The organism is Pseudomonas sp. Y39-6, from assembly GCF_023651955.1.
In the GTDB taxonomy this organism is placed as follows: Bacteria; Pseudomonadota; Gammaproteobacteria; order Pseudomonadales; family Pseudomonadaceae; genus Aquipseudomonas; species Aquipseudomonas veronii.
Genome location: NZ_CP069594.1, coordinates 5,908,854 through 5,927,378, shown reverse-complemented (window position 1 = coordinate 5,927,378; position 18,525 = coordinate 5,908,854). Strand labels below are relative to the sequence as shown.

Below are 18,525 nucleotides of genomic sequence, written 5' to 3'. Positions count from 1 at the left end.
GGGTCGTGCGAGGGATCAACAGCCAGGGCGAAACGCCATCCCGCGGCGGGCGCGGGATGGAAGCAGCAGGATCAGACCTTGCGGACAAACTCGGACTTGAGTTTCATCGGGCCGATACCGTCGATCTTGCAGTCGATATCGTGGTCGCCGTCGCACAGGCGGATGTTCTTGACCTTGGTGCCGACCTTGACCACCAGGGAGGTGCCCTTGACCTTGAGGTCTTTGATCACGGTGATGGTGTCGCCGTCCTGCAGGACGTTGCCTACAGAGTCTTTCTTCACGGTTTCATCGCCGGCCACTTCGGCCTCGCCAGTGGCGGACCACTCATGGGCGCATTCCGGGCAGATCAGTTGGGCGCCGTCTTCGTAGGTGAATTCGGAATTGCATTTCGGGCAGGGTGGCAACGTGCTCACTAAAGCTCCTTAAAGGTCAGGATGGCTAAAGTCGCACATTATATAGGGAATTGTAGGAAGACAGGGCGCGGTCTTGGATTGGTAATACAAACTAAATGTGGGAGGGGGCTTGCCCCCGATGGCGGTATTTCAGTCTAAGCATAAGTTGACTGATCCACCGCTATCGGGGGCAAGCCCCCTCCCACATTTGGTATTTCTAGTGCGTGCGCGCGACCGCGAACTCGCTCAGCTCGACCAGGGCGTCCCGGTATTCGCTGGCGGGGAGGGCGTCCAGGCACTTGATCGCACGGGCCACGTAGTCACGCGCCAGGTGGGCGGTGTAGTCCAGGGCGCCGGAGGCTTCCACGGCGGCGCGGATGCTTTCCAGGTCTTCGATCCCGCCTTTCTGGATCGCCTTGCGTACCAGGGCCGCCTGTTCCGGCGTGCCTTCGCGCATGGTGTAGATCAGCGGCAAGGTCGGCTTGCCCTCGGCCAGGTCGTCGCCGACGTTCTTGCCCAGGGTCTCGGCGTCGCCACGGTAGTCGAGCAGGTCGTCCACCAGTTGGAACGCCACGCCCAGGTGGTCGCCGAAGGTGCGCAGGGCTTCGGCCTGCTCGGCCGTGGCTTGGCACAGGGCGGCGGCGCTGTGGGTCGAGGCTTCGAAGAGCATCGCGGTTTTGCCGCGAATCACTTCCATGTAGGTTTCTTCGGTGGTGCTGGCGTCACGCACCTTCGACAACTGCAACACTTCGCCTTCGGCGATGATGCGCGTGGCCTGTGAAAGAATCTTCATCACCGGCATCGAGCCCAGTTCGACCATCATTTCGAACGAGCGCGAGTACAGGAAGTCGCCGACCAGCACGCTCGGGGCGTTGCCCCACATCGCGTTGGCGGTCTCGCGACCACGGCGCATGCCGGACATGTCGACCACGTCGTCGTGCAGCAGGGTCGCGGTGTGCAGGAACTCGATGGTGGCAGCCAGCAGGCGCAGGTCATCGCCTTCGCGGCCCAGGGCCTTGCCGCACAGCAACACTAATAAAGGACGCAGGCGTTTACCGCCCGCCGACGTAATGTAGTCGCCAATTTTGGAGACCAGCGGCACTTTAGACGTCAGCTGCTGCTTGATGATGCCGTCGACGGCGCTAAAATCGTCCGCGACCGCGCGGTAGAAAGCTTGGGGTTGCATCAGCGACAGTCGCTCCAGAAGGGTTGCGCGGCATGCTAGGACCCTGACCCCGCAGTGTCAAGGCGCGATAGACGGCCTCTTGCAACGTATCCGCGCCTTGCGTACAATCGCGCACCCTGAACTTCCTGGGCAGCACCTGCCTTACGCAATTGCATTCGGGACGTCCATCCCATGCAGCCATGCCAGCCAATACCTCTTCTTATAAAGCGCTGGGTGAGCAGGATTATCGGAGAAATACCATGTCGTACGCAGTAATTGTTACTGGTGGCAAGCAATACAAGGTCGCCCCAGGTGAATACCTGAAGATCGAAAAACTGGAACTCGCTACCGGCGACTCCGTGACTTTTGATCGCGTTCTGTTGGTCGCCAATGGCGATGACGTGAACATTGGCGCTCCAGTTGTTGCTGGCGCTACCGTTGTGGCTGAAGTGATCTCCCAAGGTCGTCACGATAAAGTCCGCATCATCAAGTTCCGTCGTCGTAAGCACCACATGAAGCGTATGGGCCACCGCCAGTGGTACACCGAGATCAAAATCACCGGTATTCAGGCTTAATTTCAGCCTAATTCCTCACTAGGAGAATTGACTCATGGCACACAAAAAAGCTGGTGGTAGTACCCGTAACGGTCGCGACTCAGAAGCCAAACGCCTTGGCGTGAAGATGTATGGCGGCCAGGTTATCATTCCGGGCAACATCATCGTGCGTCAGCGCGGCACCCAATTCCACGCCGGTTACGGTGTTGGCATGGGTAAAGATCACACTCTGTTCGCTAAAATCGACGGCGTGATCAAGTTCGAAGTAAAAGGCGCCTTCGGTCGCCGTTACGTGAGCATCGTCCCGAAGACTGACGTCGTCGCGGCATAATTACGTAGTTGCTGGAAAAGCCCTGTCTCGCGACGGGGCTTTTTCGTTTGTGGAGTGAGTCTCTTGCAAAGCTGTTTGTAATGAGCTCAAGCGCTGGATTTGCGGTCGTTGATTGAGGTCGCTGCGCTCATTTTTGCAAGAGTCTTATGTCTTGGTTTCTTAAGCTCGTCCGTGCGGCGAGAGGCGTTTTGTTATGAAGTTCGTTGATGAAGTTTCCATCCGAGTAAAAGCAGGCGACGGCGGTAACGGTTGCATGAGTTTCCGTCGCGAAAAATTCATCGAAAACGGTGGCCCCAACGGCGGTGACGGCGGTGACGGCGGTTCCATCTACATGATGGCCGACGAAAACCTCAACACCCTGGTGGACTACCGTTACACCCGGCACTTCGATGCCGAGCGTGGTTCCAACGGCGGCAGCACCGATTGCACCGGTAAAAAAGGTGAAGACATGGTGCTGCGCGTACCGGTCGGCACCACGATCATCGACTCCGCGACCCAGGAAGTGATCGGCGACCTGACCAAGGCCGGCCAGAAGCTGATGGTTGTGCAGGGCGGCTGGCACGGTCTGGGTAACACCCGTTTCAAGTCCAGTACCAACCGTGCGCCACGCCAGACCACGCCAGGCAAGCCGGGCGAGCAGCGTGACCTCAAACTGGAAATGAAAGTACTGGCCGACGTGGGCCTGTTGGGCCTGCCGAACGCCGGCAAAAGTACCTTCATCCGCTCGGTCTCGGCCGCCAAGCCGAAAGTCGCCGACTACCCGTTCACCACCCTGGTGCCAAACCTGGGCGTGGTCAGCGTCGACCGTTGGAAAAGCTTCGTGATCGCCGACATTCCCGGCCTGATCGAAGGGGCTTCCGAAGGTGCGGGCCTGGGTATCCGTTTCCTCAAGCACTTGTCGCGTACCCGTTTGCTGCTGCACCTCGTCGACATGGCGCCGCTGGATGACACCAGCGCACCGGACGCCGCCGAAGTGATCGTCAACGAACTGACCAAGTTCAGCCCGTCCCTGGCTGAGCGTGATCGCTGGCTGGTGCTGAACAAGTGCGACCAGATCCTCGAGGAAGAGCACGAGGAGCGCGTCAAGGAAATCGTCGATCGCCTGGAGTGGACCGGTCCGGTCTACGTGATCTCGGCCATCGCCAAAGAAGGCACCGAACGCCTGACCCGCGACATCATGCGTTACCTGGAAGACCGCGCCGACCGCCTGGCGGCCGACCCGGTGTTCAAGGCCGAACTCGCCGAGCTCGACCAGCGCATCGAAGACGAAGCCCGCGCCCAGCTGCAAGCCCTGGACGACCAGCGTGCCTTGCGCCGCAGCGGCGTGAAGTCGGTCCATGACATCGGCGACGATGATTGGGACGAAGAAGACGTGGATGATGAAGACGGTCCGGAAATCATTTACGTGCGCGACTGATTCGTTGCAGTAAACTTAAGCGCCGCTCACTCGAGCGGCGTTTTGGTATCTGGGGATACCTGCAGTCACGAATGTAGTCACGAATAACGTTATGGGCGGCGCTGGGTCGCGTCCCGCCCTCTAACTAAGGTTGAAGATGATGCGGAGCAAAGTGACAGGTGCGCAGCGCTGGGTCGTAAAGATCGGAAGTGCGTTGCTGACGGCGGATGGCAAAGGGCTGGATCGCGCAGCCATGAGCGTGTGGGTCGAGCAGATGGTGGCCTTGCATGAGGCCGGCGTCGAGTTGGTGCTGGTCTCGTCCGGAGCGGTTGCCGCCGGGATGAGCCGCCTCGGCTGGACCGCGCGACCCAGCGCGATGCATGAACTGCAAGCCGCTGCCGCCATCGGTCAGATGGGCCTGGTGCAAGCCTGGGAATCCAGCTTCGCCGAGCACGGCCTTCACACCGCGCAGATCCTGCTGACCCACGACGACCTGTCCGACCGCAAGCGCTACCTCAACGCCCGCAGTACGTTGCGCGCGCTGGTGGAGCTCAAGGCGATCCCGGTGATCAACGAAAACGACACGGTGGTCACCGACGAAATCCGTTTCGGCGACAACGACACCCTGGCCGCTCTGGTGGCCAACCTGGTGGAAGCCGACCTGTTGGTGATCCTCACCGACCGTGACGGTATGTTCGACGCCGACCCGCGCACCAACCCCGACGCCAAATTGATCTACGAAGCCCGCGCCGATGACCCGGCGCTGGACGCCGTGGCCGGCAGCGTCGGCGGCGCGCTGGGCCGTGGCGGCATGCAGACCAAGCTGCGTGCGGCGCGCCTGGCGGCGCGTTCGGGAGCCCACACGATCATCGTCGGCGGGCGCCTGGAGCGCGTGCTCGACCGCCTCAAGGCCGGTGAGCGCATCGGTACGCTGCTGTCGCCGGAACGCGGCATGCTGGCCGCGCGCAAGCAGTGGCTGGCCGGGCATTTACAGACCCGCGGCACCCTGGTACTCGACGATGGTGCCGTGGCGGCGTTGTCCCTGGGTCACAAGAGCCTGCTGCCGGTGGGCGTCAAGTTGGTGCAGGGCAGCTTCCGCCGTGGCGAGATGGTGGTGTGCGTGGCGCCGGACGGTCGTGAGATCGCCCGCGGCCTGGCCAACTATAGCGCGCTGGAAGCGCAGAAAATCATCGGGCAGTCGTCTGAGGCGATTGTCGGTCTGTTGGGTTACATGGCGGAACCGGAACTGGTCCACCGCGACAACCTGATTCTGGTTTAAACGAAAGGAATACACGATGCGTGTGATGAAGGGATTGCTCGGCCTGCTGTTGGCCATGCCGTTGCTGGCGTCGGCCGAAGAGATCGGCCAGGTGTCGACGGTGTTCAAGTTTGTCGGCCCCAACGACCGGATCGTGGTCGAAGCCTTCGATGACCCCAAGGTCGATGGCGTGACCTGCTACCTGTCCCGCGCCAAGACCGGCGGCGTCAAAGGCGGCCTGGGCCTGGCCGAAGACCGCTCCGAGGCGTCGATTGCCTGCCGCCAGGTCGGGCCGATCCGCTTCAAGGGAGAACTCAAGGATGGCGACGAAGTGTTCAAGGAACGCACGTCGCTGGTGTTCAAGACCATGCAGGTGGTGCGCTTCCTCGACAAGAAGCGCAATACCCTGGTGTACCTGGTCTACAGCGACCGCCTGATCGAAGGCAGCCCGCAGAACGCCGTTACCGCGATTCCGATTTTGCCGTGGCCGACCGCGCAGTGATCCGCAGGCGAGTTTTGTAATCGGCGTCTATGATTGCAGGCTTGCGGGTTGTAATCTCGAAGAGCCGCAATGCAAAGAACATGGGATATCTGGAGTTCGTCATGAGTGCTTTCCACGACCTGAAACTCAAAGCGTTGGACGGACAAGAGCTGCCACTGGCGCCCTTCAAGGGCAAAGTTGTGCTGGTGGTCAACGTGGCCTCCAAATGTGGCTTGACCCCGCAATACGCGGCGTTGGAAAACCTCTATCAGCAGTACAAGGACCAGGGGTTTACCGTACTCGGCCTGCCCTGCAACCAGTTTGCGGGCCAGGAACCGGGGACCGAGAAAGACATCCAGGAATTCTGCAGCCTCAATTACGGGGTGAGCTTTCCGCTGGGCAGCAAACTCGATGTGAACGGCCCTGAGCGTCACCAGTTGTACCGCTTGTTGGCGGGCGAGGGCGCCGAGTTTCCTGGGGACATCACCTGGAACTTCGAGAAATTCCTGCTGGGCAAAGACGGGCGGGTGCTTGCGCGTTTCTCGCCGCGAACGGCACCGGATGATCCGGCCGTCGTCCAGGCCATCGAAAAAGCCCTGAGCTGATCCCCTGACCTGTAGGCGTGAGCGTGCTCGCGAAAAATCCAGGCGCACCGCGTTGATCCAGTATGAACGCGTTATCGTTGACGATTTTCGCGAGCCAGCTCGCTCCTACAGGTGTCCGGCATTTCTAAGCCTTAATCACCCTGATCAATAGTGCTACTCAGCACGCTGCACGCGCCATATTATCGGCATCATAAAAACCGTCTTTCGTGGAGTGTTGCCATGCCTGTCCAAGCCTTGTTCAAACCGTTCCACCTCGGAACGCTGCAACTGTCGAGTCGTGTGGTAATGGCGCCGATGACCCGTTCGTTTTCCCCGGGCGGTGTCCCCAATTCCAAAGTCATCGAGTACTACCGCCGCCGCGCCGCGGCGGGTGTGGGCCTGATCATCACCGAAGGCACCGTGGTCGATCACCCGGCGTCCAACGGCTATCCCAATGTCCCGCACTTCTATGGTGAAGCGGCGCTGGCGGGCTGGAAGAAAGTGGTCGATGCCGTGCATGCCGAAGGCGGCAAGATCGTCCCGCAGTTGTGGCATGTGGGCAGCGTGCGCCGCATCGGTACCGAGCCGGATGCCAGCGTACCGGCCTACGGACCGATGGAAAAACTCAAGGATGGCAACGTGGTTGTCCACGGCATGACCCATCAGGACATCAAGGACGTGATTGCCGCCTTCGCCCAGGCGGCCAGGGACGCCCAGCGCATCGGCATGGACGGCGTGGAGATCCACGGCGCCCATGGTTACCTGGTGGACCAGTTCTTCTGGGAAGGCAGCAACCAGCGCAGCGACGAATACGGCGGCAGCCTGGCCAACCGTTCGCGCTTTGCCATCGAACTGATCCAGGCCATCCGTGCCGCCGTCGGCCCGGATTTTCCGATCATCCTGCGTTTTTCCCAGTGGAAGCAGCAGGACTACACCGCGCGCCTGGTGCAAACCCCCGAGGCTTTGGGCGAGTTTCTCAAGCCGCTGTCCGACGCCGGCGTGGATATTTTCCACTGCTCCACCCGGCGCTTCTGGGAGCCGGAGTTCGAAGGTTCCAACCTCAACCTGGCCGGCTGGACCCGCCAGCTCACCGGCAAGCCGACCATCACTGTCGGCAGCGTCGGCCTGGATGGCGAGTTCCTGCAGTTTATGGTCAACACTGACAAGGTTGCGCAACCGGCCAGCCTGGAGAAGCTGCTGGAGCGTTTGAACAACGATGAGTTTGATCTGGTCGCCGTCGGCCGTGCCCTGCTGGTGGACCCGGATTGGGCGGTGAAGGTCCGCGAACACCGCGAGGGCGACATCTTGCCGTTCAGTCGTGAGGCGTTGACGACCCTGGTGTAACGGGCCGGGCTCCCGGTGGTTGCCACCGGGAGCTGTTCAGTTGGAGCGGTCAATACTCTACTGACTTGCGCAGCTCCTGGCGGTGATCGGTCTTGTGCCCGTCTTGGCGCGCAGCCTGGTCATAAGTGGGCGGTGCTGCTCGAGACTGATCCAGCCATTGTTGCTGACGCGTCCACTCTGCGGTTGGCATGTTGATGCCATTGCGCACTCCCATTCCGTAAATTGCCATATCTCAGGGTCTCCATTGATCTAAGGGACCTGCGTTAGCAGCAGGTATCAATGATTGGTCATCCACCGTTCGCCGTTCCAGGGGGAAATATCGAGTAAACCTTGCGCAACCTATGGCAATCGGTGTGCAACACGGTCCGCTAGCTCGGGCGGGAGGCCGGGTAGACAGCGCCCGGCCTCCCGCCGGTTTTCAGCGCGTTGGGTTTTTCAAGGCCTATTGTCTTGTTGTTGGCCTATCCGGATTAACCGTAGTAGGCATCTTCCGCCGGTTCGGAATGGACCGCTGCATATTGCGTGGTGGCGTAGGATGCTTGACCGTCATGCGTTGACGGGCGGTCAGTGAACTGTGGGCGATAGCCGCCGCCGTTGTGCGGACGTTCCCATTGATTCTGCGGCGGCTGCCAGTTGTTTTCCGGGCGTGTGGGTTGCGGGCGATAGCCGTCGTTGTGCGGCGGACGCTGCCAGTCATTCTGCGGCGGCTGCCAGTTGTTTCCAGGGTGTGTGGGTTGCGGGCGATAGCCGCCGTTCTGTGGCGGGCGCTGCCAGTCATTCTGCGGCGGCTGCCAGTTGTTTCCAGGGCGCGTGGGTTGCGGGCGATAGCCGCCGTTCTGTGGCGGGCGCTGCCAGTCGTTCTGTGGCGGCTGCCAATCGTTTCCAGGGCGCGACGGTTGCGGGCGTTGCCACTGGTTGCCCGGACGTGCCGGCTGCGGGCGGTTCCAGCCGTGGTTCGCGTTATAGGGTTGTGGGTGTGACGGTCGTCCGTGATCGTTCTGGGCGCTGTTGGATGGGCAGGTGTCTGTCGGCCCTTGAGTGGGCGTGTTGAACGGTTGGAATCGCAGCGCCATTGATCCATTTATCAGTGTCGACATAGTGCTCTCTAATTAATGTGTCATCATGAATGACCTGCCTTTTTTGAGTGCGTCCAGAGACAGACACCTCTTCCTTGGCAGGTGTCATGTAGGTGGCGATAAATCGCGCGACGTTCCGGAAATATCCTGTTGTGGCGCGCCGACTCCGATGGCTTCAGGTAAAAAATCCTAATGTTGAAGCCGTTATTCAGGGGGAAGGCTGGAGGGAAGGCGAACTAACTGACGTTATTCGCAGATCGTTCAACGAACATAAGGCTGCGTTGGAGCAGCCAACGGTTCTGCGCACACATCGCGTAACTGGTTCTCGAACTGCTCGATGATCGCCGGCCAGCCCTGGTGACTGGCATGATGGCGCGCATTGAGGCGGGCCCTGCGCAAATGCTCGCGATCTTCCAGCAGCCAATTGGCCGCGTCGCAGAACGCTTCCTCATCGCCGGGCATCGCCAGCACGCCGTTGTAACCGTGGCGGATATGCTGGGTCGCGGCCGCCTGGTCATATGCCACCACCGCGAGCCCGGAGGCCATGGCTTCCAACACCACGTTGCCGAAGGTTTCGGTCAGGCTGGGAAACAGGAACAGGTCTCCCGAGGCGTAGTGTCGCGCCAGTTCTTCGCCGCGCTGGGTGCCGCAGAATATGGCGTGCGGCAGGTCGTGCTCGAGCAGCGCGCGTTGCGGTCCGTCGCCGACCACGATCAGTTGCAGGCGACGCTGTGGATAAGTACTGCGCAAGGCATCGAAGCAGCGCTTGAGCATGCCCAGGTTCTTTTCCTGCGCCAGGCGCCCGACGTGCAGCACTGCAATATCGTCATTGCCCAGGCCCCAGCTTTCGCGCAAGGCGTTATCGCGCTTGGCCGGGTGGAACAACTGGCTGTCGACCCCGCGCGACAACATCCCCAGGCGTTCGAAGTGGCGGCGCTCCAGCTCCAGGCGTTGGCTGGCGCTGGGTACCAGGGTCAAGGTCGAGCGGTTATGAAACCAGCGCAGGTAGTGCGTGACCACGCGGCTCAACATGCTCAGGCCGTACTGGTTCGAGTACTGCTGGAAATTGGTGTGAAAACCGCTGACCACGCTGATCCCCAAGCGACGCGCTGCACGTAGTGCCGACAACCCGAGCGGTCCTTCTGTGGCGATATACAGCACGTCCGGGCGTTGGCGTGTCCAGCGGCGCAGCAGCTTGTGCATCGACGACTGGCCCCATTGCAGGCCTGGATAGCCGGGCAGCGGCCAACCGCGGCACAGCAGCAATTCGTTGTCGCTGGGGCGGCTTTGGTCAATGCCTTGGCGCGGGCGCACCAGTTCGACCTGATGGCCGCGCGCGCGCAAACCCTCGCACAGGCGACCCAATGTATTGGCCACCCCGTTGATCTCTGGCGGGAAGGTTTCGGTAATCAGAGTGATGTGAAGCGAAGCTGTCGTCATGACCCACAGTGTCGCTGTGGGCTGTGTCGCCGATGTGTCATACAGATGATGGATTTATGACGGGCATTGGCGGCAGGCGGCAATGCGCCAATCCTTTAAGCACAGAGCCCTTCGGCTCTGTGCAGATCGCTGGCCTGGGGGGCTCAGAAGGTGATTTTAGACGGCGTGACATAGCTCGTATCTTGCACACCGAGCACTTTATTTTGCGGGCCGAATTCACGGTCGCCAGGGTTCAGAGTCCCGTTCGCGTTTGGGGGCACGCTGATCGAGCTACTGTCTGTTGGTTTTGTATTCTGGTCCCTGGATTGAAAGTCGGGAAGCGGGCCGGGCAGGCCTGGTGGTTTTGTATTCTGGTCCCTGAATGGAAAGTCGGGAAGCGGGCCGGGCCTGCCTGGTGGTTTTGTATTCTGGTCCCTGGATGGATAGTCGGGAAGCGGGCCGGGCAGGCCTGGTGGTTTTGTATTCTGGTCCCTGAATGGAAAGTCGGGACGCGGGCCGGGCATGCCTGGTGGTTTTGTATTCTGGTCCCTGGATGGAAAGTCGGGAAGCGGGCCGGGCCTGCCTGGTGGTTTTGGATTCTGGTCCCTGGATGGAACGTCGGGAAGCGGGCCGGGCCTGCCTGGTGGTTTTGGATTCTGGTCCCTGGATGGAAAGTCGGGAAGCGGGCCGGGCAGGCCTGGTGGTTTTGTATTCTGGTCCCTGAATGGAAAGTCGGGAAGCATTGGCCCGAACCTGGGTCCTGGTTTTGATGGCGGGACGCTGGGTGGGGTGCGGGGTGGCCCGCTGGGAGGCGGGTCGATCCTGAGTCCTGTGTTTGTTGGCAGGTTGGGAAGCGTGCTGATCATTGTGAGGCTCCTGTTGTCACGGGTTTGGTTGCCGACCTCGGTTGCCCCAAGGTCGGCTCAGGTTGTGTGGCCTCAAAAAACAATCAGTTCCGGCAACGGTCGACCGGCCAGCGTACCGTTATCGCGGTGTGTTCAACGCCGTCTCGGCACCTTGCTCGCGCACCCAGAACAACGTCGCCCCGGCCACCGCCGCCGGCATCATCAGCAGGTTGACCACCGGCACCAGCAGCACCAGGTAGACGCTGCCGCCGAAGCTCATGCTCTGCCAGCGTTTCTGGCGCAGCCAGGCGAGCATTTCGTTCCAGCCCAGCTTGTGGTTGTCGGCCGGGTAGTCGATGTATTGAATCGCCATCATCCACACGCCGAACAGCAGCCACAACGGCGCGGCGATCAGGTTGACCACCGGAATGAACGACAGGATAAACAGGCCGATGGCCCGCGGCAGGAAGTAGCCCAGCTTGCGCATCTCCCGCGCCAGGGTGCGCGGGACCATCGCCACCAGCTCGGCCCAACTGAACGGCGGGAAATCGTCGGTGCCACGCACCACCACTTCAACTTTCTCCGCGAGAAAACCGTTGAACGGCGCAGCGATGACATTGGCGAGCATGGTGAAGGTGAAAAACACCATCAACACCACCAGCACCACGAACAGCGGCCACAGGATATAGCTGAGGAAACTCAGCCAGCCGGGCAGCGTCGGCATCAACGCGTCGACCCACAGGCTGAACTGATGGCCGGCGAAATAGATCAGGCCGACGAACAGCACCAGGTTGATCGCCAGCGGCAGCAGCACAAACAGGCGCAGGCCGGGGCTCAACACCAGTTTGAGGCCTTCACGCAGGTATTGCGGACCGGAAAGAACAGGGGCGGGCATGGAGAACTCCGAGCAGAATGACGAACGCGCCGACCTTACCGGCTTTGCCTTCAGGACGAAAGCACGCGCAATGCCAGGACATCAGCAGAAACAAACGCGTCGATCAACTGGGCCTGCTGCATAGATACTGCCTATGAGCTGGATTGTTATTCCGTATTTCCTTAATCTTGCCCCCCTCTATACGCTGCACCCATTATTTTCAGGATCTGCGAGTTCAAGCCTTCCCCAAGTGCTTCGCGGTCCTTTTTTATTCCAGCCGCCTTGTTGTCCGGGCGGTCGACAGGAGCGAGTCATGTCTGATACCCGTCATTCGCGAGTGATTATTCTCGGTTCCGGCCCTGCCGGTTACAGCGCTGCCGTCTACGCTGCCCGAGCCAACCTCAAGCCACTGCTGATCACCGGCATGCAGGCGGGCGGTCAGTTGACCACCACCACTGAAGTCGACAACTGGCCGGGCGACGTCCACGGTCTGACCGGCCCGGTGCTGATGGAGCGTATGAAAGAGCACGCCGAGCGCTTCGAAACCGAGATCGTGTTTGACCACATCAACCAGGTCGACTTCTCGAAAAAGCCTTACAGCCTGACCGGCGACAGCGGCGTCTACACCTGTGACGCGCTGATCATCGCGACCGGCGCCAGCGCCCGTTACCTGGGCCTGCCGTCGGAAGAAGCGTTCATGGGCAAGGGCGTGTCCGCCTGCGCGACGTGCGACGGTTTCTTCTACCGCAACAAGCCGGTCGCCGTGGTCGGCGGTGGCAACACGGCCGTGGAAGAGGCGCTGTACCTGGCCAACATCGCCAGCACCGTGACCCTGATTCACCGTCGCGAAACCTTCCGCGCCGAGAAGATCCTGATCGACAAGCTGCACGCGCGTGTCGCTGAAGGCAAGATCATCCTCAAGCTCAACGCCACCCTGGATGAAGTCCTCGGCGACAACATGGGCGTGACCGGTGCGCGCCTGAAAAACAACGACGGCAGCTTCGACGAGCTGACAGTCGACGGCGTGTTCATCGCCATCGGCCACACGCCGAACACTTCGTTGTTCGAAGGCGTGCTGGACGCCAAAGACGGTTACCTGGTGGTGCAGGGCGGTCGCGAAGGCAATGCCACGGCGACCAACATCGAAGGCATCTTCGCCGCCGGTGACGTGGCTGACCACGTGTACCGCCAGGCCATCACCTCGGCCGGCGCCGGTTGCATGGCGGCCCTGGATGCCGAGCGTTACCTCGACGGTTTGCAGAACGCTTAGGTCTGAACCCGCTGAAATGAAAAAACCGGCGAAAGCCGGTTTTTTTTGCGCGGGATTTGATGATCCATCGCTATCTCAATTTGGTAATCCAATCACTGTGGGAGCTGGCTTGCCTGCGATAGCGGTGTGTCAGCCAACGTCTATGCAGGATTTACCGTCGCCATCGCAGGCAAGCCAGCTCCCACATTAAATCGGGTTTGCACGTTGGATCAGCGGCGAGTCAGTGGTTGCTGGTCAAACTTCACACCCGCCAACCCATGCGCGATCAACGCCCGAATATTGCCATGGTCACTGCCCTCAGGCGTGGCGACCACCGAACGGTAATGCTCGCCAAACGCCAACAAGGCGTGCTGGTCGCTCAACCCTTCCAGCAAGGCCAGGCCCAGGGTCTTGCACGAACCTTCGTTCTGCCCGGCGGCGTTTTCCACGGTGCCGTTGGTGAAGGCTTGCGGCTGGTAGTCGTAACCGGCGGCAACGAAGGCCAAGGTGTCGGCGAAGAGATGTTCGCCGCTGTCGAGGCTGGCGCGCAGGGTATTCAGGTCAGTCATGGGGTTTTCCTTTGGCGAACGCCGCCTGTTGTTCGGCGCTGGCTTCTTGCTGGTATTGGGCTTTCCACTCGGCATACGGCATGCCGTACACCACTTCACGGGCGTCATCGAGGCTCAGCGCGATCTGGCGCTCGTCGGCCTCGGCCTTGTACCACTTGGACAGGCAGTTGCGGCAGAAGCCGGCGAGGTTCATCAGGTCGATATTCTGCACATCCTTGCGGCTGTCCAGGTGTGCGACCAGCCGCCGAAAGGCGGCGGCTTCGAGTTCGAGGCGTTGTTGATCGGTCATAGGGCTCACGTAAATCCAGGGGTTAGCGGCTGGCCGCCAGGGTAATCGAAACCGATTCGGCAAAGCGCAGCGCGTGGGGCTTGTCCACTTCGACTTCGGCATACAGCACCGACTCGTTGCTCATCACCAGGTCCAGCAGTTCCTGGGTCAGGCGCTCCAGCAGGGCGAAGCGGTTGCCTTCGACGTGGGCGATGATCGCCTTGGTGATGGTGCGGTAATTCAACGCGTGGTCGATATCGTTGTCGCGCACGGCGTCCTGGGCGGCATACAGGATGGTCAGGTTGATCAGCACATCCTGCTTGTTGAGGATTTCATCCTCGTTGATGCCGATATAGGTGCGCAGGCACAGGTCCTTGACCCGGATGCGCGCCATGCCTGGTTGAAGTTGTGGCATTGCTACTTGCTCCGTCCAATCAGTTGCAGGAACTCCATGCGCGTGGTGTTCGACTCGCGGAACGCGCCGAGCATCACCGAGGTGTTCATGGTTGAATTCTGTTTTTCCACGCCGCGCATCATCATGCACATGTGCTTGGCTTCGATCACCACCGCCACGCCGGAGGCCTGGGTCACGTCCTGGATGGCGTCGGCGATTTGCCGCGTGAGGTTTTCCTGGATCTGCAGGCGCCGCGCGAACATGTCGACGATGCGCGCCAGCTTCGACAGGCCCAGCACCCTGCCGGTCGGAATATAGGCCACATGAGCCTTGCCGATAAAGGGCAGCAGGTGGTGCTCGCAGAGCGAGTACAGTTCGATGTCCTTGAGGATCACCATCTCGTCATTGTCGGAGGCGAACAGCGCACCGTTGACGATCTCTTCGAGGTTTTGCTCGTAGCCATGACACAGGTATTGCATGGCTTTGGCGGCACGCTTGGGGGTGTCGAGCAGGCCTTCGCGTTCCGGGTCTTCACCCAGGCCTTTAAGGATCTCGCGATAGTGGTGGGGCAGGGATAAGGTCATACAACATCCTCACAAACGGCTTACTTGATATGCCGCCCACCGTTGACGGTCAGGGTGGTACCGGTGACGTAGGGGTTGTCCAGCAGGTAACGCACGCTCTGGTAAATCACCTCGGGCCCGGGCTCGATGCCCAGTGCCGACTTGGCCAGTACCTGGGTACGGTAGGCCGCGTCGTCGCCTTCGTTGAACATCACCATCGCCGGGGCGATGCCGTTGACTTTGATCAGCGGCGCAAACTGCGCGGCAAACGACAGCGTGAGGCTGTCGAGCCCGGCCTTGGTGGCGCAGTAGGCGATGTGCTGGCGGCTGCCCTTGCGCACCACATCATCGCTGATATGCACGATGTCGGCGGGTGAAGAGCGATGCAGCAAGGGTGAACAATGCAGGTTGATCAGGTACGGCGCAAGCATGTGTACGCTGAACATGTCGGTAAAGGCACGGCTTTCGTCGCCTGGGGTTTCCGCGATCCAGGCCGAAGCGTTGTGGATGATCGCGCGCAGGCGTTGGGTATGACGCTTCAACTCGGCGATAAACGCAAGAATCCCGGCTTCGCTGGAGAAGTCGGCAAACACGCCGATCGCGCCACGCTCGCGTAGCGCCTGCACGCCGGGGCGTTCGCTGCGGTAGCTGAAAAGCACCGAGTGGCCCTCGTCGAGCAGGCGTTCGGCACAATGCAGGCCGACGCGCTGGCCGGCGCCGGTGATCAGGATCGGGGCGTTCGTTGCAGTCATGGGAGGCTCGAGTCGCTGGCAGGGTCAAATCATACCAGTGACGAGCCCCCCTGTACTCACGCCGCGGCTTCGCTGGCCTTGGCGCGTGGCGGCGAAGGGTGCAACCAGTTGGCCAGCAGGTGGGTCGAGAGTGGAATGAACAAGTAGACCATCAGCGGAGTGAGCGCCAAGGTGCTGACCAGCACGCGGCTGAACAGGTCCAGCCCGCCGAGCAATGGCCCCAGGCCGAAGTTGAACAGCAACGACACCGGGAAAAACGCCAGCCAGATCGCCACCGCCTGTTTCCAGCGCGGCGGCCGTGTACCCGCAGCCCCGAACCAGCCATCGATGCCACGCACGCGATGCTCGGACGGGTCGGCAAACAGCTCGCTGCCCCGGCTCAGCCACGCGCTGCGTGACGCGGAAAATTCCCAGGCATGCAGGGTTTTTTCGTCGGCGAAGCGGAAAATAATCTGAAATTCATCATCAAGGGGCGGTGGTGCGAGGACGCCGGAGCCCAGGTAGCCGGGGAAGTCAGTGGCCAGTCGCTCGCCTTCGCGCAGCCAGGCCATCAACTCTTCGTAGCGGCCCTTGGCCACGCGGCGCGCAACCATCAGGGTGACGGGTGAGGTAGACATTGTGTATCTCCAAATAGAACGGGTGCGCTGAACCGGGTAGGTGGCACACAGACGACGCTGCGGGGGTGTTGCAGCGACGCTTTATCGGTAAGCAAGGATTATTCCTGTTTTGCAGAAATACACCAGCAGCATTGGTCCATTAGGTACACACCTTGATATACATCGCGGTAAAGGCGTTAAATGGGACTCACTTTCAAACGGACGTTCATGACCTCTGATGCCCGAAATCATTGCTCCTATTCGCGAATCCATCGCCCCCAGCCCTGCCGATTCCGATGAGTTGTTTCCGATTCGTGACGTGTCGAGATTGACGGGCATCAACCCGGTCACCCTGCGTGCCTGGGAGCGGCGTTACGGCCTGATTCAACCCACGCGCACCGAAAGCGGGCATCGTCTGTACTCCAGGGCCGATATTCAAACGGTTCATCGCATTGTCGATTGGATCGAGCGTGGCGTGGCCGTGAGCAAAGTGGGCAAGATCCTTGCGCGTGACGATCAGCAGGCCGCCGCCGTGCGTGTCGAGCACGACACGGTCGAGCTAGGCGAATGGCCGCAATGGCAGGCGCGCCTGGTGCTGGCCGTGGGCGCGTTCGATGATCGTCAACTGGAGCAACTGTACAACCAGGTGATCGCCACCTACCCGCTCAACGTCGCGTTCCAGGACATCCTGATGCCTCTTTGGAACGACCTGTTGCGTCATCAGGGGCGCTTCGGCCAAGCCAGTGAATGGCTGTTCTTCGACAACTTCCTGCGGGTGCGGGTGTTGCAGCGTTTGCAACTGGCGTGTGCGTCGGCGGCGCCACGGGTGTTGCTCGCGGCCATTCCCGGCGAGTGCCGTAAATTGGAATTGCTGGTGGCGGGGCTGTTGATCGGTCGAGACGATCTGGCCGTGAAGGTGCTGGGGATGGGGCAGCCTTTCGATGAATTGACGCTGGTGTGTGAAAAGACGCAACCCGAGGCGCTGGTCCTCTTCTCCAATTACTCACACACCCAAGCGTTGGCCGGGCGTTTGAACCGCCTGGCGTTGACCCTCGATTGCCCGCTGTTTCTTGCCGGTGCCGCGTCGGACTTGGCCCAGGCCGATCTGACGGGCTCCGCCGTTGGCTGCCTGGGCAATGAAGGACGCTTGATGCAACGGCGCTTGCAGCAATTTCTCAGCGGTAACCTGGATACCTGAAGATCAGGCGTGCATCTGCGGATGTACCAGGCGGTGCTGGTGCAGGATGAATTGGCGCAGGCGCTCGGTCTCATCCGGGTTGTTCTGGCCCAGGCGATAGGCAAACAGTCCCCGTGCGGTTTCTCGCTCCAGCGTGCCGCGTAGCGCAATGCGTTCATAGCCGGAAGGGCTGAACCACAGGGCAAAGGTCTTCGGCGTCTTGATCCGGCCACGGATCTCCACCAGCACACCCTTGAACGAAACCTCATGCACCCACAGCGCACTCGGGTTGCCCCTGACATTTTCCAGCGCCACTGGCGTTTCAAGAGCCAGGCGCCACGGACGAATCATCGGCCCGTCTTCAAAAATGCTCGGTACGCCCAGGCGTAAATGCACAGCATGAAACTCGTCTTCCACCAACTGCAGCGGGAAGGTGAGTTGCTGGTTGTCGAATTGCGCCTGGAGGGTGACGTGATCGTGGGCGGCCAGCCGAGTGAGCAAATCGCGAAGCTGCGCAGCGCCGTTGACGGTCAGGCTCGACGATGCATCCCGCAGGTTGAGTTGGGGGTTGTGCTGCATGTCCTGAATGAAATCCAACTCGTCCTGAGTCAGAAGCGCGTCGCGTTGCATTGATCTTGCTCAAGGGGGAGAGTGTTAAAACGCCATTATCCGCTCTAAAGACATCATTTTCTAAGTTTTGTTAGATCCGCTCGTCGCCTTGATCGCTGCCAGCTCGGCCTTGACCTGCGCCAACTCCGCCTCCAATTGCGCGACGCGCTGCTGGGCCTTGACCTGCAAGGTCACGTCCTTTTGCACGCCGACGAAATAGGTCTGCTTGTCGGCATGGTTGTACACCGTTGAAAGCGACAGCTCGTTCCAGAAGTGGCTGCCGTCCTTGCGATAGTTGCGCAGGATTTCCCGGCAGGCGCCGCCGCTGTCCAGTGCTTCGCGAATGGCCATCAGCGCCGGTTGATCACGGTCGCCGGACTGCAGGAAGCGGCAGTCCTGATACAGGACGTCGTCCAGGGTGTAACCGGTCAGGCGCTCGAATGCCGGGTTGACGTAGATCAGCGGTTTGTCCCGGCCTTCCCGCTCGGCCACGACAATCCCGTCGTTGGAAGCGTTGACGACCATTTGCAGCAGCTTGGCGTTAATCATTGCGCGGTCCCTGGCGTGTGCTTGAACTGCCAGTTTATGGCAAGTCTTGAATGTTGCACGGCACGCGCCGAAATATTTGC

At 60.7% G+C, this 18,525-nt stretch carries 23 protein-coding genes; 9 read left to right on the top strand and 14 right to left on the bottom strand.

Annotated features, from left to right (window positions below; translation table 11 throughout):
• Positions 1–71: 71 nt before the first annotated feature.
• A complete protein-coding gene (locus JN756_RS27030) occupies positions 72–413 on the bottom strand; it encodes a zinc ribbon domain-containing protein YjdM (protein ID WP_046382089.1) in 342 nt (113 codons plus the stop codon).
• A gap of 196 nt (positions 414–609) precedes the next feature.
• Entirely contained in the window at positions 610–1,578 is a 969-nt protein-coding gene (locus tag JN756_RS27025) for a polyprenyl synthetase family protein (RefSeq protein ID WP_017847747.1), read from the bottom strand.
• Positions 1,579–1,817: 239 nt separating this feature from the next.
• On the opposite strand from JN756_RS27025, the gene rplU reads away from it, so the two are divergent.
• The 7 genes from rplU (at position 1,818) to JN756_RS26990 (ending at position 7,505) form a co-directional block, all read left to right on the top strand.
• Positions 1,818–2,132 (top strand): 50S ribosomal protein L21, encoded by a 315-nt coding sequence (gene rplU, locus JN756_RS27020; RefSeq protein WP_017847748.1) that lies wholly within the window; start codon positions 1,818–1,820, stop codon positions 2,130–2,132.
• A 34-nt stretch (positions 2,133–2,166) separates the two neighbouring features.
• The gene (rpmA, locus tag JN756_RS27015) at positions 2,167–2,442 is read left to right on the top strand and encodes a 50S ribosomal protein L27 (RefSeq protein ID WP_007901871.1); all 276 of its coding nucleotides are present in this window, start codon (positions 2,167–2,169) and stop codon (positions 2,440–2,442) included.
• 193 nt (positions 2,443–2,635) lie between these two features.
• A complete protein-coding gene (gene cgtA / locus JN756_RS27010) occupies positions 2,636–3,859 on the top strand; it encodes an Obg family GTPase CgtA (protein ID WP_017847749.1) in 1,224 nt (407 codons plus the stop codon).
• Positions 3,860–3,998: 139 nt separating this feature from the next.
• Positions 3,999–5,117, top strand: coding sequence for a glutamate 5-kinase (proB, locus tag JN756_RS27005; protein ID WP_057005288.1), 1,119 nt, complete (start codon positions 3,999–4,001; stop codon positions 5,115–5,117).
• Positions 5,118–5,133: 16 nt separating this feature from the next.
• Positions 5,134–5,598, top strand: a complete 465-nt coding sequence (locus JN756_RS27000; protein ID WP_017847751.1) for a CreA family protein — start codon at positions 5,134–5,136, stop codon at positions 5,596–5,598.
• A 101-nt stretch (positions 5,599–5,699) separates the two neighbouring features.
• Positions 5,700–6,182, top strand: a complete 483-nt coding sequence (locus JN756_RS26995) for a glutathione peroxidase (protein WP_017847752.1) — start codon at positions 5,700–5,702, stop codon at positions 6,180–6,182.
• Positions 6,183–6,401: 219 nt separating this feature from the next.
• Positions 6,402–7,505, top strand: coding sequence for an NADH:flavin oxidoreductase (locus JN756_RS26990; protein ID WP_017847753.1), 1,104 nt, complete (start codon positions 6,402–6,404; stop codon positions 7,503–7,505).
• 49 nt (positions 7,506–7,554) lie between these two features.
• Here the strand turns inward: JN756_RS26990 and JN756_RS26985 are convergent, their stop codons facing one another.
• The 4 genes from JN756_RS26985 to cysZ all read right to left on the bottom strand — a co-directional run bounded on the left by JN756_RS26985 (position 7,555) and on the right by cysZ (position 11,740).
• A complete protein-coding gene (locus JN756_RS26985; RefSeq protein ID WP_032804636.1) occupies positions 7,555–7,734 on the bottom strand; it encodes a hypothetical protein in 180 nt (59 codons plus the stop codon).
• A gap of 241 nt (positions 7,735–7,975) precedes the next feature.
• Complete coding sequence (locus JN756_RS26980) at positions 7,976–8,578, bottom strand: chromosomal replication initiator protein DnaA (protein WP_201021529.1); 603 nt, start codon at positions 8,576–8,578, stop codon at positions 7,976–7,978.
• 264 nt (positions 8,579–8,842) lie between these two features.
• Positions 8,843–10,021, bottom strand: coding sequence for a glycosyltransferase family 4 protein (locus JN756_RS26975; RefSeq protein WP_017847755.1), 1,179 nt, complete (start codon positions 10,019–10,021; stop codon positions 8,843–8,845).
• A gap of 963 nt (positions 10,022–10,984) precedes the next feature.
• On the bottom strand, positions 10,985–11,740 hold the full coding sequence (gene cysZ / locus JN756_RS26970; RefSeq protein ID WP_017847757.1) for a sulfate transporter CysZ: 756 nt from the start codon (positions 11,738–11,740) through the stop codon (positions 10,985–10,987).
• Positions 11,741–12,032: 292 nt separating this feature from the next.
• Between cysZ and trxB the strand changes: the two genes are divergently transcribed.
• Positions 12,033–12,989, top strand: coding sequence for a thioredoxin-disulfide reductase (trxB, locus tag JN756_RS26965; protein ID WP_017847758.1), 957 nt, complete (start codon positions 12,033–12,035; stop codon positions 12,987–12,989).
• A gap of 209 nt (positions 12,990–13,198) precedes the next feature.
• On the opposite strand, the gene JN756_RS26960 is transcribed toward trxB, so the two are convergent.
• From JN756_RS26960 to JN756_RS26935, 6 genes are read right to left on the bottom strand one after another with little or no spacing between them, the layout of a single operon-like run.
• Positions 13,199–13,537, bottom strand: a complete 339-nt coding sequence (locus JN756_RS26960) for a HopJ type III effector protein (RefSeq protein WP_017847759.1) — start codon at positions 13,535–13,537, stop codon at positions 13,199–13,201.
• Complete coding sequence (locus tag JN756_RS26955; protein ID WP_017847760.1) at positions 13,530–13,826, bottom strand: DUF1244 domain-containing protein; 297 nt, start codon at positions 13,824–13,826, stop codon at positions 13,530–13,532. The genes JN756_RS26960 and JN756_RS26955 overlap by 8 nt, the downstream gene beginning before the upstream one ends.
• Before the next feature lie 22 nt (positions 13,827–13,848).
• Positions 13,849–14,220, bottom strand: coding sequence for a dihydroneopterin triphosphate 2'-epimerase (gene folX, locus JN756_RS26950; RefSeq protein ID WP_026140129.1), 372 nt, complete (start codon positions 14,218–14,220; stop codon positions 13,849–13,851).
• Positions 14,221–14,222: 2 nt separating this feature from the next.
• Positions 14,223–14,783: a GTP cyclohydrolase I FolE gene (gene folE, locus JN756_RS26945; protein ID WP_017847762.1), complete on the bottom strand. Its 561-nt coding sequence runs from the start codon at positions 14,781–14,783 to the stop codon at positions 14,223–14,225.
• 20 nt (positions 14,784–14,803) lie between these two features.
• Positions 14,804–15,514: a dihydromonapterin reductase gene (gene folM, locus JN756_RS26940; RefSeq protein ID WP_201021528.1), complete on the bottom strand. Its 711-nt coding sequence runs from the start codon at positions 15,512–15,514 to the stop codon at positions 14,804–14,806.
• Between the two features lie 56 nt (positions 15,515–15,570).
• Complete coding sequence (locus tag JN756_RS26935; protein ID WP_046382095.1) at positions 15,571–16,131, bottom strand: putative antibiotic biosynthesis monooxygenase; 561 nt, start codon at positions 16,129–16,131, stop codon at positions 15,571–15,573.
• A 217-nt stretch (positions 16,132–16,348) separates the two neighbouring features.
• On the opposite strand from JN756_RS26935, the gene JN756_RS26930 reads away from it, so the two are divergent.
• Positions 16,349–17,308: a MerR family transcriptional regulator gene (locus JN756_RS26930; protein ID WP_108524590.1), complete on the top strand. Its 960-nt coding sequence runs from the start codon at positions 16,349–16,351 to the stop codon at positions 17,306–17,308.
• Positions 17,309–17,311: 3 nt separating this feature from the next.
• On the opposite strand, the gene JN756_RS26925 is transcribed toward JN756_RS26930, so the two are convergent.
• Entirely contained in the window at positions 17,312–17,917 is a 606-nt protein-coding gene (locus tag JN756_RS26925; protein ID WP_017847766.1) for a hypothetical protein, read from the bottom strand.
• Positions 17,918–17,977: 60 nt separating this feature from the next.
• Positions 17,978–18,445: a PAS domain S-box protein gene (locus JN756_RS26920; RefSeq protein WP_017847767.1), complete on the bottom strand. Its 468-nt coding sequence runs from the start codon at positions 18,443–18,445 to the stop codon at positions 17,978–17,980.
• Positions 18,446–18,525 lie beyond the last annotated feature (80 nt).